Raw genomic sequence first — 16,086 nt, forward strand, 5'->3', positions numbered from 1 at the left:
CCCGGTTGCAACATGGCTACGGCTGCTGGCAGAAGCCGCTGAAGCCGTTCTGGGACACACATACGAGTCCGGGGCAGCAGCCGACGGAACCGGTACAGCCTTCGCCTTGGACCCGGCAGGCGGAGGGGGCGATGAAGCCGTCGGTGAAGATCTCTTCGATCTCCGCGATGGTCTCGGTGTCGAGGGACAGGGGGCGCGTCTCTTGCAGGTAGGTCACCATGGGAAAAGTCTGCTGGATCGGCCACTCTCTGTATATCACCCGCGCGTATGAAACTCGGCTGGGCTTATGTGACAAGTCATGTGCGGTCCCGTCGGCTGCCGGGGAAGAGGCCGTCCGACGGGCGACCGGCGAGCGCATCAAAGGGGCAAAGTGCCAGCTGAGAGCGGTTGTTCTCCGTCGGGTCGCCATTGGTTCCCTGCCGGGGCGGGGCCGGAGCGCGGGCCGATCAGGACCGGTGCGGCACCGACCGCCATGGTGACGGAAAGTGATGACGTCTTGCGGTGTGCCGATGTCAATTCCCGTCGCGATCATGGGGTGTTGGTGTCGTGGTACGCGCTGGCCTGGGTGCGGAAGAGGGAGGCGTAGTGGGCGTCCGCGCGCAGCAGGGCCTTGTGGCTGCCCTCCTCGACGACGCGGCCGGCCCGCAGGACGTAGATGCGGTCGGCGTGGCGGACGCTGCGCAGGCGGTGGGAGATCAGGACGACGGTGCGGCCGGCGAACAGCCCGCGCAGGCTGGTGAACAGCTGGTCCTCCGCGTGCGCGTCGAGGGCCGCGGTGGGCTCGTCGAGGATGACGAGGGGAGCGTCGCGGTAGAAGGCACGGGCCAGGGCCAGACGTTGCCACTGCCCGCCCGACAGGTCCGCGCCGCCGGTGAACTCCTTGCCCAGCGGGGTGTCCAGGCCCGCCGGGAGGCGTTGGAGGAAGTCCAGCGCGCCGGCCCGCCGTGCCGCGTCCAGCACGCGCAGGGGGTCGGCGGTGCCGTGCGGCCGGCCGAAGCCGACGTTGTCCAGGGCCGGGAACTTGTAGCGGGTGAAGTCCTGGAAGACCACCGCGGTCCGTGCCCGATGGGCCCGCAGGTCCGTGATCGGCGTGCCGTCGTGCAGCAGCCGCCCGCTGTCCGGCGGGTAGAGCCCGGCCAGCAGGTGGGCGAGCGTCGTCTTGCCCGACCCGTTCACCCCCACGAGGGCCACCACCTGACCCGGCTCGACCGCCAGGCTCACCTCCCGCACCGCCGGGCTGTCCGCACCGGGGTAGGTGAAACTCAGGCGTTCGGCACGCAACGGACCCAACTCGTTCCGTGGCGAAGGCAGTTGTTGGCGGACCGGCGCTGTCGCGGCCGCCGGGGCGACGGGGCCCGCAGCGGTGAAGCTCCACAGATCGGTCAGGCGCAGCAGATTCTCGCCGATACCGGTGAGCATGCCCGCGAACGCGTTGAGCCGTACCGAGAGCAGCCACACCCCCGCCACGGCGGTCCCGGCCACGGACAGGGGCAGCAGATGACGGGCCGCCGCCCACCACAGGGCGCCGACCGCCAGGCACGTCAGCGCCCCGCCGGTGGCCTGGGCCGCCATCCGGCGCCGCGCGTGGGCCTTCAGCAGGGCCTCGGTGTCGCGGACCTCGCGCGCGTACTGGTCCTGCCAGCGCCCGGTCAGCACGGCCCCGAGGTCCAGGGCCCGGATCTCCTTGGCCTCCTGGCGGCCGGTGAGCAGCTGTTCGAGGTACTCCCGCAGCCGCCGGCCCTCCGACAGCCCATGGTGCAGGTCGTGGTGCGCGTCGCGCTCCTTTCCCGCGGCCCTGATCCCGGGAACGGCGCCGAGCAGCACGAGCGGGAGCAGCCACCACGCCATCAGGACGAACGCCCCTCCCACCGCCAGCACGGTCAGAGCCGCCTGGAAGGCGGTGACGAGGAGGACGACGGCCATGGCGGGCTGGCGCCGCGAGGCGAACACCGCTCGCTGGAGACCGTCGTGGAAGTCGGGCTCCTCGAACCGGGGCAACTCGGCCGCCGCCGCGGCCTGGAGCACCATCCCGGCCACCAACCGGTCCACCTTGACCGTCAGCACCGCCATCCGCGCCGCGCCGGACAACCGCAGGGCGCCGGCCGCCGCGCCCGCCACCAGCAGCACGACGACGGCCGGCACGACCACCGGCGACCGCCCGGCCGCCGCGGGGCCGTGCGCCAGTACCGACCCGAACACCGTCTGCACGACGACCAGTCCTCCGGCCATCGCGCCCGCCAGGAGAACCTGTACCAGGACCACGTGGACCAGCGCCCGCCGGTCCGCCCGCCAGGCGAGACGGACGGCGAAGGCCGCCGAGGACCACAGGACACCCACACGTCGATCAGCCACCGCGGCTCCTTCCCGAGCCCTGGCGGACTCCTTGCGGAGCCCCCGGACCGATAACGGCCCGCAGCGGCCCGGGGTTACCGTCGGCCTAGGTGGCGCGAGCCGCCGTCCGCGCGACGGCCCCGGCGAGCGGCGGCAACGACGGCCGCCTCCGCTTGCACCGGTTGCCGCATGCCGGTCGCGCCGCGCCGCGGTGCCGGAGTCGTCGGCGCGACAGGAGGGCGTCCCGGCCAGAGCCGGCTTACGCCGGTCACCCGGGGGAGCCGGTCCGGGGCGGGCTGCCGCGGCGATCGGGATCGTCACCGTGTTGCTGATGGCGGGGCCGGAGCCGGCTCGGCCTTCCCCCTCGGTCACGCACTCGGTGCGGTGTCCATCAGCCGGTGCGGTGTCGATCAGGAACGGAAACCCGCCTGCCGGGGACGGCACGCCTGCCTCCGGTCACGTTCGCGTACGGGACGGCTTGACGAGGCGATCGCCGGACAGCAGCGTGCCGGCCTGCTTGACGTGCTGGAGTACCGGGGAGATCTCCATGCTCTGCAGGCCGGCCAGCGACCCGATGCGATCCGAGGTGAACTCGAACAGGTCGTCGAGGTCCCGGCAGTGGGCGACGGCGTGGATGTTGCAGGGCCCGGAGACGGCCGCGGCGAAGGCGATCTCGGGTTCCCGCGCGAGCGCGCGCCCGACGCTCTTGACCGCCGACGGATGCACGCGCAGCCACAGGTTCGCCCGGGCGTGGTAGCCCAGAGCGGCCGCGGCGATCTCGACGTCGATGTGGACCACGCGGCTGACGAGCAAGGCGTGAAGGCGGCGTGACACGCGCCCCGGCGTGGAGTCGGCGGCCGCAGCGAGGTCGACGAGACCGGCGCGGCCGTCCGCGGCGAGCGTGGCGAGAATCCGCTCGTCCTCAACGGTGAGCCGCACGGGATCACGGTTGACGACCGGGGATTCGGTGAACGGGGAACCCTCGCTCCCGAGCATGGCCTCCTGCTCCGGCGACAGCACGCCCCGCAGGGCAGCCCAGTAGTGGCCGCGGCCTCCCATGAACTGGCGCAGCATGGCGAAGGCGTTGATGTCGAGCACCGCCGCGGTACGCGGAAGCCGTTGACCGAGCAGGTCCTCGCGCTGTTCGCGGGTCCGGGACTGGGTCGCGCAGGTGATCTCGCAGCCCGCCGCGCTCAGGGCCACCCAGTTGACGTCGTCGCGCCTGGCGAGTGCGTCGGCGATCGCCGCGACGCTGCCGGGGCGGCACCGCAGCCGCACCAGCCACCTGCTCTGTCCCAGCGCCCCCGGGTTGAGCACGCCGGCGACGCGGATGACACCGTCGGCACGCAGCCGGCGGTACCGGCGGTTGACGGCGCTCTCGGTGAGGCCCAGCGCGACCGCCATCGAGGCGAAGGAAGCCCGCGGCGCGATCTGAAGCGCTCGAATGATTCGCACATCGTCGGGCTGCACGGCGACGGAATCAGACATCGAAGCGTCTGTCATGGGAGGAATCCTACAGACGGGCCCCCGCGACTCGCCCCGGCGACAGCACGGCGGACAGACTTGCCACGTACGACGGCACGGCGGACGGATCGCCACGTAAGGACCGCACGGCGGACCGCTTCGTCACGTAAGGCGTAAGGCCATAAGGCGTACGCGGCTCCCCGTACGGCCGAACGGCGGACCGACGTCCCCCGTACGGCCCGGCGGCGGACCGCCCCGCCCCGCACCACCGCGCGGCGGACCGACCCGCCCCGCACAGATCACGCCCCACAGCGGCCGCACCGGCCGACGCCTCGCCGAGGCATCGGTGACGGATGCGACCGACCGGGTTCACCACGCGCAGAACGAAACGCGAAGAACGAAGAACGGAGATGACGCCGGATGTCATCGACTGTCACCGGCCGGCACACGCCGACCGCTCTCATCATCGGGGCCTCGCGCGGCCTCGGCCACGCGATGGCTGCCGAATTCCTCGACCGGGGCTGGCACGTGATCGGCACGGTCCGCGACACCACCGCCCGAACGCCCCTGCACGATCTCGCGGACCGGGCCGACGGGCGCGTCACCATCGAGCGTCTCGACATCAACGAGCCCGACCACCTGGCGCCCCTGCGCGAGCGTCTCGCGCGACGCCGGCTCGACCTGCTCTTCGTCAACGCGGGCACCACGAACAACGAGCAGACACCGATCGGCGCGGTGCCGACCGCCGATTTCGTCGAGGTGATGATCACCAACGCTCTCAGCCCCATGCGGGTCATCGAGGCGCTCGAAGACCTCGTGACCCCCACCGGGCTCATCGGAGCGATGTCGTCCGGTCAGGGCAGCATCACGAACAACACGACCGCGGGCCGCGAGGTCTACCGGGGAAGCAAGGCGGCCCTGAACATGTTCATGCGCAGCTTCGCGGCCCGGCAGGCCGGGACGCGGCGCGCCTTCGTGCTCCTGGCGCCCGGCTGGATCCGCACCGCACTCGGTGGGCCGGACGCACCGTTCACCGTCGAGGAGAGCGTCCCGCTCCTGGTGGACGTCCTGTTGTCCCGACTGGGCACGCCCGGCCCGGCGTTTCTGGACCGCTCGGGTCGGACCGTGCCCTGGTGACTTCGTGCTGCGGCCTTCGCCCCGGTGTTTTCATCGGGTGACTTCGCCCTGCTGCCTTCGCTCGGGTGACTTCCGCCGCCCGGCCGTTGCGGACGCCCGGGCGACGACCGGAAACCCGTCGGCAGTCCGGCCGCTCGAACGCCCGGACCGCCTCGCCGGCCGTGTCACCCGCGCCGGGACGGTTTCCCGGTACCGGGCGGGTGACGCGGGGAGTGGGGCTACGCGGCGGGGAAGTCGGTGGACAGGGCCAGTTCGCGCCACTGGTCGAGTTCCTCGGCGACGGAGGCGAGCTTGCCCTCGACGAGGTTCACGCAGTCGCTGCCGAGTTGCAGGCGCAGCGGCGGCTCGGCGGCGACGGCCAGTCGCCGGATGGCGGCCACGGCCTTGACGGGGTCCCCGGGTTGCTTGCCGTTGTTGGCCGCCATCGCCGTGTAGAGCGTGCCGACCGTGTCGGCGTAGGCCGGGATGTCGGAACCGGCCTGGCGCTTGCTGTCCGCGCTCAGGAACTCGGTGCGGAAGGAGCCGGGTTCCACGACGGTGACGTGGATGCCCAGGGGGCCGAGTTCGCCGCGCAGCGCCTCGGTGATCGATTCGACGGCGAACTTGCTGGCGCCGTACAGGCCCCGGCCCGCGCCGGCGGCGAAACCGGCGCTCGATCCGATGTTGAGGACGCGCCCCGCACCCTGGGCCCGCAGGGTCGGAAGCGCCGCCCGGGTGACGTTGAGCAGGCCGAAGACGTTGGTGTCGAACAGCGCGCGTGCCTCGGCGTCGGTGATCTCCTCGACGCTGCCGAACAGCCCGTAGCCGGCGTTGTTGACCAGCACGTCGATCCGCCCGAAGCGTTCGGTGGCCGCCGCCACCGCCGCGCTGGCCTGCTCCTGGTCGGTGACGTCGAGCGCCACGGCCAGCAGTGAGTCGCCGGCCTCGGGAAGGGCGTCGAGGACCGCTTGCGGGTTCCGGGCGGTCGCGACGACCTGGTCCCCGCCCGCGAGTGCCGCGGCGGCCAGTTCCTTGCCGAAGCCGCGCGAGGCGCCGGTGATGAACCAAACAGACATGGTTGCTCCAGGGATAGGGGGCATCGGAAGGACACCCGTGGATCATGAGAGAGCCGTGGCCGTCAGGCCGTCAGGCATGCGGGCATCGGTGGCCACCGGGCCTGCCGGACGACGCGGATACGCGTCCCGGACAGGGCCTGCCGCACGAGGGTGCTGCCGCATCAGGGCGACGCGGATTTCCCGTGGTCCTCCGGTGGTGGTCGCCGCCCGCGCCGGCGCCGACCGTGGCGCGGGCGTGCGGGGACGTATCGGGACGTGCGGGAGTTCTGTCAGCTCCGCCGGGTCAGCGGATGCCCTTCTCCGCCGCTGGGCCGTCTTCCGCGGCCAGGTCCTGACGGCGCGAGGCGTGGCTGTCGCTCGCGGGGGTGGCGGCGTAGCTGCCCAGCAGGGCGAGGGCCTGGTCCTCGCGGCTGCCCGGCTCGGCGTGGTAGACGACCAGGTGCTGGCCGGGGGCGCTCGGGACGGTCAGATTCTCGAAGCGCAGGGACAGCTCGCCCACGTCCGGGTGGGTCAGCCGCTTGATCTCGGCGGTCTTGGCCCGTACCTCCTGGCGACCCCACAAGCGGGCGAACTCGGGGCTGTTGACGCACAGTTCCCCCACCAGCTCGACCAGCCGCGGGTCGTCGGGGTCGATGTTGGCGGCCCGCAGCGCCGCGACACACCCCTCGCCGATCCTGGCCCAGTCCCGGTAGAAGGCGCGGGCCGGTGGCATGAGGAAGATCGCGCGCAGCAGGTTGGTCTCCTCGCCCAGCCAGCTGAACAGTGCCTCACCGAGTGTGTTGGCCGCCAGGAGATCCATGTACCGGCCGTACACCAGCGCCGGAGTGCGGGGCCAGGCGTCCATCAAGGAGACCAGGCCGGGGGAGGCGTACTCCTGGTGGCGCGTGCGCCGGGAGCGCTGCGACGGGCCCGGTTCCGCCAGCCCGCGCAGGTAGGCGCTCGCCTCGTCCTCCAGCAGCAACGCCTCGGCCAGCGCCTGGACGACCTGCTGTGAGGGGTGCCTGTCGCGTCCCTGCTCCAGCCGGATGTAGTAGTCGGTGCTGATGCCCGCCAGCATCGCGACCTCTTCGCGTCGCAGGCCGGGCGTCCGGCGGGTCCCGGCGGGCATCCCGTGGTCCTCGGGGCGTACCCGTGCCCGCCGGGCCCGCAGAAACTCCCCCAGCCGTGGGGCGACCCGCCGCTCGGTCATCTCATCACCTCCGTACCCGTCCGACGAGCTCCTGCCGTCCTGTGCCCTCCACGCTACAAAGCGGCCGATCGAACCGGGTAGCCCCGCCACACCCACCTTCGCACCGCACCGGCGCCGGGGGCGTTGACGGTGCGTGTCGGCGGTGAGACGGACGGTCGGGCGCGGGATGACCGCCCCGGCGGTGCGATCCGCGGGGCGGGTCGGCACGCGTCGCCCCGGGGCCCGGCCGGCGTCCGCTACGACGGGTGGCCGGCGACGGCTCACCCCGCGCCCGCTCCCGAAGCGGTCGCCCCCGGCGCCCGGTACGCCCGCCGGGACTTACCCCCTCCGCTCGCCTGCGCCCACCAGCTCACGCAGCTGACGGTCGAGGGCCGGCAGTTCGTCCCGCTGCCCGCTGATCGTGAACCAGTTGTGGAGCTCGACGGCGAGCGCGATGCGGTAGAGGTGGAGCCGCGGGCGCCAGGCCACCGGCCAGGCGCCCGGGTGCGTTGCGGCCTCGTGGGCGCCGTAACCGGACAGCAGCCCGGCGATCTTCGTCGGGTCGCCCTGCAACGAGAACGCGTCGAGGCGTACGAAGTCCGTCAACGGATCGCCCGCGTGCATGTTGAGCGGGTCGATCAGGCCGGTCAGCGAACACCGGTCGTCCCCGGCCGGCTCCACCAGGAGGTTGGGCTCGTGCACGTCGCCGTGGCAGTAGGCGGGCCGGGGGCACGCGGCGAACGCCTCCGCGCGGTCGGCGACGTGTCCGGCGAGGGCGTTCACCAGGGCGGGGTCGGCGCCGTTCGCCCGGAAGCGGCGCAGCTCCCGGTCGAACACGCGGGCCATGTGCGCGCGGTTGTCCGGCAACGCGGTCCGGACCGCACCGTCGGCGTGGCCGGGGTCGCCGGCGGCGAGGTATCCGTAGCCGGGGGCGGGGACGGCGTGCAGGCGCCGCAGGACCTCGCCGACCTGCCGGTAGACGTCGTGGCGCTGAGCGGGCGTCAGCTCGTCGTCGACCGTCGTCAGCGTGCGCCCCGGCCGGAGCGAGGAGACGACGCAGGGGCGGTCGCCGAGCAGCTCGGCGCAGCGGCTGAAGGCCAGCACGCGCGGCGAGACGTCGATACCGTGCCGCGTCAGGAAGCGCAGGGCGCGGGCCTCCCGGACCGCGGACACCAGGTCGTCGCGGCCGTGCACCTTCACCACGACCGGCGCGGTACCCGCGGCGGCGAAGTCCACCCGGTACGCGCCGGTGACCGACCCCTCGGCGAACCGTGTGACGGCGCGGACCGAACCGTACGCGGGCAGCAGACCGGTGAGGAGTCCGCCGGCGCTTTCCACCGTCAACACGTCTGACACCGGGCAAGTATAGGGAGGACGGCACGCCGGCCGGCCCCGGAATCCCCCTGGGCGCCGCACCCGAACGGCCGGCCGGACGCGGTCGCCGGCGGCGCCGCGAGCACGGTCGCCGGTGATCGGGACGCGGTCACGGCTGCGGCGGATGCCATCGCGGTCGGGGTGCGGAACACCGGTGCCGCGGGCCGGGCGGGCCACCGGTTGCCGGTACCTCCACGAGGACAGCGGCATCCTCGCGGAGCAGGCACCGAGAGGCACCGGCAAGCACCGAAAGGCACCCCGCGGAGCCCGCGTACCCGGTCGGCGGTGCCGGGCGCGCGACCCGTGGTGCTCATCCGCCCGGGGCGGAACGCGGTGAGCCCCCGACCGAAGCTGCCGAGGGCTCACCCGGGGCCGGGGCCGTCAGCTGTCACCAGCCTCCGTGGTCACGGCCCTGCTTGCCGCACGTGCGGCCGCTGTCCTCGACCGACGCGGCGCCGTACCACGACAGGCCGGCCGACGGAGCGACCACCTGCCGCAGCGGCAGCAGCCGGTCGGAGGGGGCGCGGGGCGGTGCCGGCAGGCGGTAGATGGCGCCGTTGGTGGCGGCGAGGAAGAGCCGGCCCCCGGAGACGGTGAGGCCGTAGAACCCGGTCCCGTTCGGGAGGTGGCCCACCACGGTGCGGCTGCCGTCGGGGTGGATGCGCACCAAGTGCTCGTCGCTCTCCGTCGCCGCGTCCTCGTCGACGGCCAGCAGGTCGTGGTCGCGCAGGGTGATGATGTCGCCCGCCAGCGATCGTCCCGGTGCCAGGCTGACGGGCAGTACGGTCGCCACGGCGGTGACCGGGTTGATCAGGTACAGCGTGTTCGCCGACGCGTCGCCGGCGAGCAGCATGCCGTCCGCACGCCGCGACAGCCCGTTGAGGAACTCCGTGGCCGGCACGCCGCTGATGGCGACCGAGGACAGGACCGCCCCGGTCGCCGGGTCGACGGTGTCCAGCCTGGTCGGGAGGCCCGACTCCAGCGCGTAGAGCCGGCTTCCGTTGGAGTTGGTGGCGATGTCGAAGTACGGGGACGCCACCGCGACGATGTCCAGCAGCGCGCCGGACGGCGAGTACCGCCGCAGTTCGAACGGCGCGATGCTGTCGTTCACCCAGAACGACGGGTGGCACCGCGAATCGCCTCCGCGGTCCGTGGTCGAACAGCACGAGCGCGGCGAGGACGCGTCGGCGTGTGGCGTCACCCCCACCGACAGGGCACCCGTGAGGACCAGTCCCGCCGCGATACGCAAGCAGGCCAAAAGGCCGCGCGGTCCACTTCTCGGTTTCATCGTGCGATTACCTCGGCATCCCGTTCGGTGGGGAAATCCCTTTTTGACCGCAATGGGTCGATGCCGTGTGAACGTAACCCGGGCCCGTTGATATCGCCGGACATCCCGGCGTGGGGAGAAGGCCGTCGAAAAACGCGATGGGCTGGTCATCGCGGGTATGAGCGGCGGGAGAAGGACCGGTATGGCCGCCGTCCGTCCGCCTCACGGCGGCTCCATTCGCCGGACCTGAACGTACGGCCGTACCTCGCAGCCCCCTGCGTGACCTGAACGCCCATCAGAACCGCGTACCCGGGCGGCCGCAGCCGTGGAACCCCGTCGGGGTCCCACGGCTGCCGGAAGCGGCCCGCCGCCGGGGCAAGGCTGCCGACCCCAGCGGTGTCAGCGGAATCGGCGGCGCCGGGGAGGAGAGCGGAGGGGCGGAAGGGGGGACTGGGTCGCCCGGTCAGCGGATTCGGGCGATCCCCGCGTAGATGCCGCTGACCTCTTCCGGCGGGGCGGGCGTGTCCTTGAACCACTTCGTGGTGGCCACCAGGCCGGGGTCGACGAAGTCGAGGCCGTCGAAGAACCGGAGGATCTCCGTACGGCTCCGCGGGGTCAGCGCGACGCCGCTGGCGGCGTACTTCTGGGAGACCGAGGCCGCCATCTCCGGCAGCAGTTCCGAGGAGCCGTGCGACATCACCAGGTAGCTGCCGGAGGGCAGCGCGTCCACCAGGGTGCGGACGATGTCGTGCGGCTTGTCCTCATCGGGCACGAAGGGCATGAGTGAGATGAGGGAGAGCGCGATCGGGCGGTCGAAGTCCAGGATGCGGCGGGCGTGTTCGAGGATGCGTTCCGGGTCGCGGACGTCCGACTGGATGTAGTCGGTGATCCCCTCGGGCCGGCTGACCAGCAGGGCTTGGGCGTGCCGCAGGACGATGGGGTCGTAGTCGGTGTAGACCACCCGCGCGGTCGGCACGATCGCCTGGACGACCTGGTGCAGGTTCGGCTCGGTCGGGATGCCGGTACCGATGTCGAGGAACTGGTCGATGCCCGTGCCGGCCAGCCAGGCCATCGCCCGGTGCATGAACTCCCGGTTCTGCCGGGCCGACTCCTTCGCCGCGGCCGGCAGCTTTTCGCCGACCTCCCAGTCGGGCCGGTAGTTGTCCTTGCCACCCAGCAGAAAGTCGTAGACCCGCGCGGGATGGGCCTTACTGGTGTCTATCTGCGGACCAGGGGTGTCTGCCGCCATCACAAAGCTCCGTTACGCGAAGAGATACGCAGAGTAGATCGAGCCACCTTATCCGCACGTGTCGACCCGGTCCATGCGGTAACGCGAATACGGGTGACCGGCATTGACGTGCCGTCACCACCCTCGCCGGCGCCCTGGCGGCATCGCGGTCCCCGGGCCGGCGTGCGACGGTATCCGGTCGGTGGGCAACCCCGGCCGGGGGTGCCGCGGTCCCAGGACCCCCGGCACCCCCGGCCCGGTCGCGACGCCCGGCCCGGCCCCCTACGCCGTCTCCGCCCGACGTGCGAACGACTCCGCGTCCCAGCGGCCGCCCAGGAGCGGGGCGAGCCAGTCGGCGGCCGCGGTGCGGAAGCCGGCCGGGCGCAGGGTGCCCGCGCCCTGCGGGACGGCGCCGATCAGGGGCAGGCCGGTCACCGCGGGCAGGTCCGCGACGTTGCAGCGTTCGGCGAGGCCCGGGCGGTCCGGCCAGCTGCCGACGACCACGCCCGGGCAGTCGAGCCCGCGCCGCCGCAGCTCCCGCGCGGTCAGCTCGGTGGCGTTGAGCGTGCCGAGCCCGGCCGCCGTGACGACCAGCACGGGCGCGCCCAGCAGCCGCGCGGCGTCCGCGATCGTGGCGCCCCGGTCGTCGAGGCGCACGAGCAGCCCGCCCGCGCCCTCCACCAGCACCAGATCGTGTTCGGCGGCGAGCTTGCCGACCGCCTCCGCCACGTGTTCCGGACCGATCGGGGGCAGCCCGGCCCGCCGTGCCGCGGTGTTGGGCGCCAACGGGTCCGGGTACCGGGCGAGTTCGGCCTGCGTGACCGGGCCGGCCAGCCGTGCCACCTCCGCCGCGTCGCCCGGCTCGTGCGCGGTGACCCCGGTCTGCGCGGGCTTGAGCACGGCGACGCTGCGCCCCGCGGCCAGCGCACAGGCGGCCAGCGCGGCGGTCACCACCGTCTTGCCGATCTCGGTCCCGGTACCCGTCACCACGATCACCGGCACGTCGCGGCCTCCCATGTCACCCACACCATCACCCACTCGATCACCCACTCCGTCAACCCGCTCCACCGGTCGCGCCGGCCCTGTCGCGCCCGGTCCGTAACTCCCCACCCCGGCCCCGCTCCCTCCGGCACCGCCGCCGGCGCTCACCCCGCCCGCGCCGCGGCCAGCACCGCGGCGCCGATCCGCGCGAGGTCGTCGTCCCCGGTGACGTACGGCGGCATCACGTAGACGAGGTCGCGGAACGGCCGCAGCCACACGCCGGCGTCCACCGCCGCGCGGGTCGCCGCCGCGACGTCGACCTCGTGGTCGAGCTGTACGACGCCGATCGCGCCGAGCACCCGTACGTCCCGTACGCTGTCGATCCGCGTCGCCGGCGCCAGACCCGCGCGCAACCCGGCCTCGATCCGGCGTACCCGCGCGGCCCAGTCCTGGCCGAGCAGCAGGTCGACCGAGGCGCACGCCACCGCGGCGGCCAGCGGGTTGGCCATGAACGTGGGACCGTGCGCGAGCACCGGGACGTCGCCGCCGCTGATCCCCTGCGCCACCCGGGAGGTGCACAGCGTCGCCGCCATCGTCAGATAACCGCCGGTCAGTGCCTTGCCCAGGCACATCACGTCCGGTTCGACCCCGGCGTGCTCCGCGGCGAAGAGCCGGCCGGTGCGGCCGAAGCCGGTGGCGATCTCGTCGAACACCAGCAGCACGTCGTGCTCGTCGCACGCCTCGCGCAGCACCCGCAGGTAGCCGGGCGAGTGGAACCGCATCCCGCCCGCGCCCTGCACCACCGGCTCGACGATCACCGCGGCCAGTTCGCCGGCGTGCCGTGCGACCAGCTCACGCAGGTGCTCGCAGTACGCCGGATCGGGCTCGTCGTCGTACCCCCCGGGCGGCGCTTCGGCGAAGACCTGGGCCGGGAGCGCGCCGGACCACAGATGGTGCATGCCGCCGTCCGGGTCGCACACCGACATCGGCTGCCAGGTGTCGCCGTGGTAGCCGCCGCGCCAGGTCAGCAGGCGCCGTTTGGCGGGGCGGCCGGTCGAGCGCCAGTACTGAAGGCACATCTTGACCGCGACCTCCACCGACACCGAACCGGAGTCGGACAGGAAGACGTGGCGCAGCGGGTCCGGGGTGATCTCCACCAGCCGGGTGGCGAGCCGGACGGCGGGCTCGTGGGTGAGCCCGCCGAACATCACGTGGCTCATCCGCTCCAGCTGGCCGCGGGCCGCCCGGTTGAGCACCGGGTGGTTGTAGCCGTGGATCGCCGACCACCACGACGACATGCCGTCGACCAGTTCGGTCCGGCGCCCGTCGCGGCCGGCGACCCGCAGCCGTACACCGCTCGCCGACTCCACCAGCAGCGGTTCCGCGCGGCCCGGCATCGGCCCGTACGGATGCCAGACGTGCTCCCGGTCGAGGTCGAGGAGGTCGGCCACCTCCAGGAGGTCGGACGGCTCAGGCATTGGGCGCGAGATCCGTGCCCGCGCCCCGGCGGCGGACGGCGACCAGGTCGGTACGGGCGGGCGCCGCCGCGGCGGGCTGCTCACCGCACGGGCCGCAGCCGCCGGCGTGTCCGGCGCACGCGCCTTCGTCCGCCGCCGCGCCGCCCTCGTGCGTACCGCATCCGCCGTCGTGCGACGCGCACCCGCCCTCGGGCGAGCCGCAGCCGGCCGCCGCGTCGAGCCGGTGCCGGGGGAGGGTCGTGGTGCCCGCGCCCTCGACCTCGAAGCCGGCGTCCGCGATCATCTCCAGGTCGGTCCTGCCCGCCTGCCCCTCACTGGTCAGGTAGTCGCCCAGGAAGATCGAGTTGGCCAGGTGCAGGGCGAGCGGCTGGAGGGTGCGCAGGTGGATCTCGCGTCCGCCGGCCAGCCGCACCTCCACGTCGGGGCAGACGAAGCGGACCATGGCCAGGATGCGCAGGCAGCGCTGCGGGGTGAGGGTCCACTCCTGGGCCAGCGGCGTTCCCTCGAACGGGATGAGGAAGTTGACCGGAACGGAGTCCGGGTCCATCGCCCGCAGTGCGAAGACCACGTCGACGAGATCGGCGTCCGACTCGCCCATGCCCGCGATCAGTCCGGAGCAGGCGGAAAGACCGGCGGCCTGCGCCTGCTTGACGGTCTCCACCCGGTCGGAGAAGTCGTGCGTGGTGCAGATGTCGCCGTAGGTCGCCTCGGCGGTGTTGAGGTTGTGGTTGTACGCGTCCGCGCCGGCCGTGCGAAGCCGTTCCGCCTGGCCGCCGGAGAGCAACCCGAGGCAGGCGCAGACCTCCACACCCTCGTTCTCCTGCTTGATCGCCTCGATGGTCTTCGACACGCGGTCCACGTCACGGTCGGTCGGACCCCGGCCGCTGGCCACCAGGCAGACCCGCTTGGCGCCCCCGGCCACGCCGGCCCCCGCGGCAGCCGCCGCCTCCTCGGGCTTGAGCCAGGTGTACTTGAGGATGTCGGCCTTGGAACCCAGCCGTTGCGAGCAGTACGAGCAGTCCTCGGGACACAGCCCGGACTTGAGGTTGACCAGGTAGTTGAGCTTCACCCGCCGCCCGAACCACTGGCGGCGCACCTTCCCGGCCGCGGCCACCACGTCGAGCAGTTCGTCGTCGGAGGTCGCCAGCACGGCCAGCGCCTCGTCGCGGGTCGGCAGTTCGCGCCGCAACCCCTTGTCCACCAGCGTCTTCAGCAGATCCATGGGCCCGATCTTCGCGCAGTGCACCGGCCCCGGCCAATGACGGACCGCATAACACCGGCCGCCGAAGGTGTGTGTATCACCACACGCCGTCTGGTACGCGGGCCCGTTAGGTTGCCCTGCATGACCACTGACCCGCAGCCCGTCGCCCCGGCCGGGCCGCTCGCGCCGCCGCAGCCGCCCGCGTCACAGCCGTCGCCCCCGCCGGCGCCGGCCCGTGACCCGTTCGCCTGGATCGACGAGCACGCCGCGACCCGCCGCCGGGCCGGCCTGGTACGGACCCTGCGGCCGCGCACCGTCGACGCGCGGGTGGTCGACCTGGCCGGCAACGACTACCTGGGCCTGACCCGGCACCCCGAGGTCACCCGGGCCGCCGCCGACGCGGCCCTGAGCTGGGGCGCGGGCTCGACCGGGTCGCGACTGGTCACCGGGACCACGGGACTGCACGCCGAACTGGAAGGCGAACTCGCCGGCTTCAGCGGCTTCGAGGCGGCGCTGGTCTTCGCCAGCGGCTACGCGGCCAACCTCGCCGCGGTCACCGCGCTGAGCGCGCCCGGCGGCCTCATCGTCTCCGACACCGGCAACCACGCCTCGCTCATCGACGGCTGCCGGCTGGCCCGGGCGGCCACCGAGGTCGTCGCACACCGCGACCCGGACGCCGTACGCAAGGCGCTCGCCGGGCACGACGGCCCCGCGGTCGTGGTCACCGACTCGGTCTTCTCGGTGGACGGCGACGCCGCGCCCCTCGCCCGGCACGCCGAGGTGTGCCGTACGGCGGGCGCCGCCCTGCTGATCGACGACGCGCACGGGTTCGGTGTGCTGGGCGAGGGGGGACGCGGGGCGGCCCACGCGGCGGGGCTCGCCGGGGCGCCCGACGTGGTGTGCACGGTGACGCTGTCGAAGGCGCTGGGCAGTCAGGGCGGCGCGGTGCTCGGACCCGCCCGGGTCGTGGAACACCTGGTCAACGCCGCCCGCACCTTCATCTTCGACACCGGCCTCGCGCCCGCCGCCGCGGCCGGCGCGCTCGCGGCGCTGCGGGTGCTGCGCCGCGAGCCGCAACGCGCGGGCCGGGCGGCGGCCGTGGCGCGGGAGCTGTACGACCGGCTCGGCGCCGCCGGACTCGACGCGGTGGCACCGGACGCCTGCGTGCTGTCGGTGCTGGCACCGGATTCGCGGGCCGCGGTGCGCTGGGCGGCGGACTGCCGGGCGGCGGGACTCGCCGTGGCCTGCTTCCGGCCACCGTCGGTGCCGGACGGGATCTCCCGGCTGCGCCTGACCGCCCGCGCCGACCTGACGGGCGACGAGATCGCCCGGGCCGTCGAAACGATCGTCCGCGCCGCACCGCCGGAGGCCTTCCGCACGCCTCCGACAGGGGGCCGGTGAC

At 73.3% G+C, this 16,086-nt stretch carries 13 protein-coding genes; 2 read left to right on the forward strand and 11 right to left on the reverse strand.

Annotation, left to right across the window (positions count from 1 at the left end):
- Nucleotides 1-16: 16 nt before the first annotated feature.
- The 3 genes from POF43_RS05920 to POF43_RS05930 all read right to left on the reverse strand — a co-directional run bounded on the left by POF43_RS05920 (nt 17) and on the right by POF43_RS05930 (nt 3,786).
- The gene (locus POF43_RS05920) at nt 17-220 is read right to left on the reverse strand and encodes a hypothetical protein (RefSeq protein ID WP_271322471.1); all 204 of its coding nucleotides are present in this window, start codon (nt 218-220) and stop codon (nt 17-19) included.
- Between the two features lie 308 nt (nt 221-528).
- Nucleotides 529-2,352 (reverse strand): ABC transporter ATP-binding protein, encoded by a 1,824-nt coding sequence (locus POF43_RS34775; RefSeq protein WP_271322470.1) that lies wholly within the window; start codon nt 2,350-2,352, stop codon nt 529-531.
- Nucleotides 2,353-2,787: 435 nt separating this feature from the next.
- Entirely contained in the window at nt 2,788-3,786 is a 999-nt protein-coding gene (locus POF43_RS05930; RefSeq protein WP_271322469.1) for an Lrp/AsnC family transcriptional regulator, read from the reverse strand.
- 429 nt (nt 3,787-4,215) lie between these two features.
- Here POF43_RS05930 and POF43_RS05935 point away from each other — a divergent pair, with 429 nt between their 5' ends.
- On the forward strand, nt 4,216-4,932 hold the full coding sequence (locus POF43_RS05935) for an SDR family oxidoreductase (RefSeq protein WP_271322468.1): 717 nt from the start codon (nt 4,216-4,218) through the stop codon (nt 4,930-4,932).
- Between the two features lie 218 nt (nt 4,933-5,150).
- On the opposite strand, the gene POF43_RS05940 is transcribed toward POF43_RS05935, so the two are convergent.
- From POF43_RS05940 to bioB, 8 genes are all read right to left on the reverse strand, one after another.
- Nucleotides 5,151-5,987, reverse strand: a complete 837-nt coding sequence (locus POF43_RS05940; RefSeq protein ID WP_271322467.1) for an oxidoreductase — start codon at nt 5,985-5,987, stop codon at nt 5,151-5,153.
- Nucleotides 5,988-6,270: 283 nt separating this feature from the next.
- Nucleotides 6,271-7,176: a helix-turn-helix domain-containing protein gene (locus POF43_RS05945; RefSeq protein ID WP_271322466.1), complete on the reverse strand. Its 906-nt coding sequence runs from the start codon at nt 7,174-7,176 to the stop codon at nt 6,271-6,273.
- Between the two features lie 318 nt (nt 7,177-7,494).
- Entirely contained in the window at nt 7,495-8,511 is a 1,017-nt protein-coding gene (locus POF43_RS05950) for a phosphotransferase family protein (RefSeq protein ID WP_271322465.1), read from the reverse strand.
- Between the two features lie 406 nt (nt 8,512-8,917).
- Complete coding sequence (locus POF43_RS05955) at nt 8,918-9,640, reverse strand: hypothetical protein (RefSeq protein WP_271322464.1); 723 nt, start codon at nt 9,638-9,640, stop codon at nt 8,918-8,920.
- A gap of 619 nt (nt 9,641-10,259) precedes the next feature.
- Nucleotides 10,260-11,045 carry an SAM-dependent methyltransferase gene (locus POF43_RS05960; protein ID WP_271313736.1) on the reverse strand — a complete coding sequence of 262 codons (786 nt, stop codon included), beginning with the start codon at nt 11,043-11,045 and terminating at the stop codon, nt 10,260-10,262.
- Between the two features lie 261 nt (nt 11,046-11,306).
- Entirely contained in the window at nt 11,307-12,026 is a 720-nt protein-coding gene (bioD, locus tag POF43_RS05965) for a dethiobiotin synthase (protein WP_271322477.1), read from the reverse strand.
- Between the two features lie 143 nt (nt 12,027-12,169).
- The gene (locus POF43_RS05970) at nt 12,170-13,483 is read right to left on the reverse strand and encodes an adenosylmethionine--8-amino-7-oxononanoate transaminase (protein ID WP_271324685.1); all 1,314 of its coding nucleotides are present in this window, start codon (nt 13,481-13,483) and stop codon (nt 12,170-12,172) included.
- Nucleotides 13,476-14,705, reverse strand: a complete 1,230-nt coding sequence (bioB, locus tag POF43_RS05975; protein WP_271313734.1) for a biotin synthase BioB — start codon at nt 14,703-14,705, stop codon at nt 13,476-13,478. Before bioB ends, POF43_RS05970 begins: the two co-directional genes overlap by 8 nt.
- 120 nt (nt 14,706-14,825) lie before the next feature.
- Here bioB and POF43_RS05980 point away from each other — a divergent pair, with 120 nt between their 5' ends.
- Nucleotides 14,826-16,085, forward strand: coding sequence for an 8-amino-7-oxononanoate synthase (locus POF43_RS05980; RefSeq protein ID WP_271324684.1), 1,260 nt, complete (start codon nt 14,826-14,828; stop codon nt 16,083-16,085).
- Nucleotide 16,086: the final 1 nt, after the last annotated feature.

The sequence above is a fragment of the Streptantibioticus silvisoli genome (genome assembly GCF_027947535.2).
GTDB lineage: Bacteria > Actinomycetota > Actinomycetes > Streptomycetales > Streptomycetaceae > Streptantibioticus_C > Streptantibioticus_C silvisoli.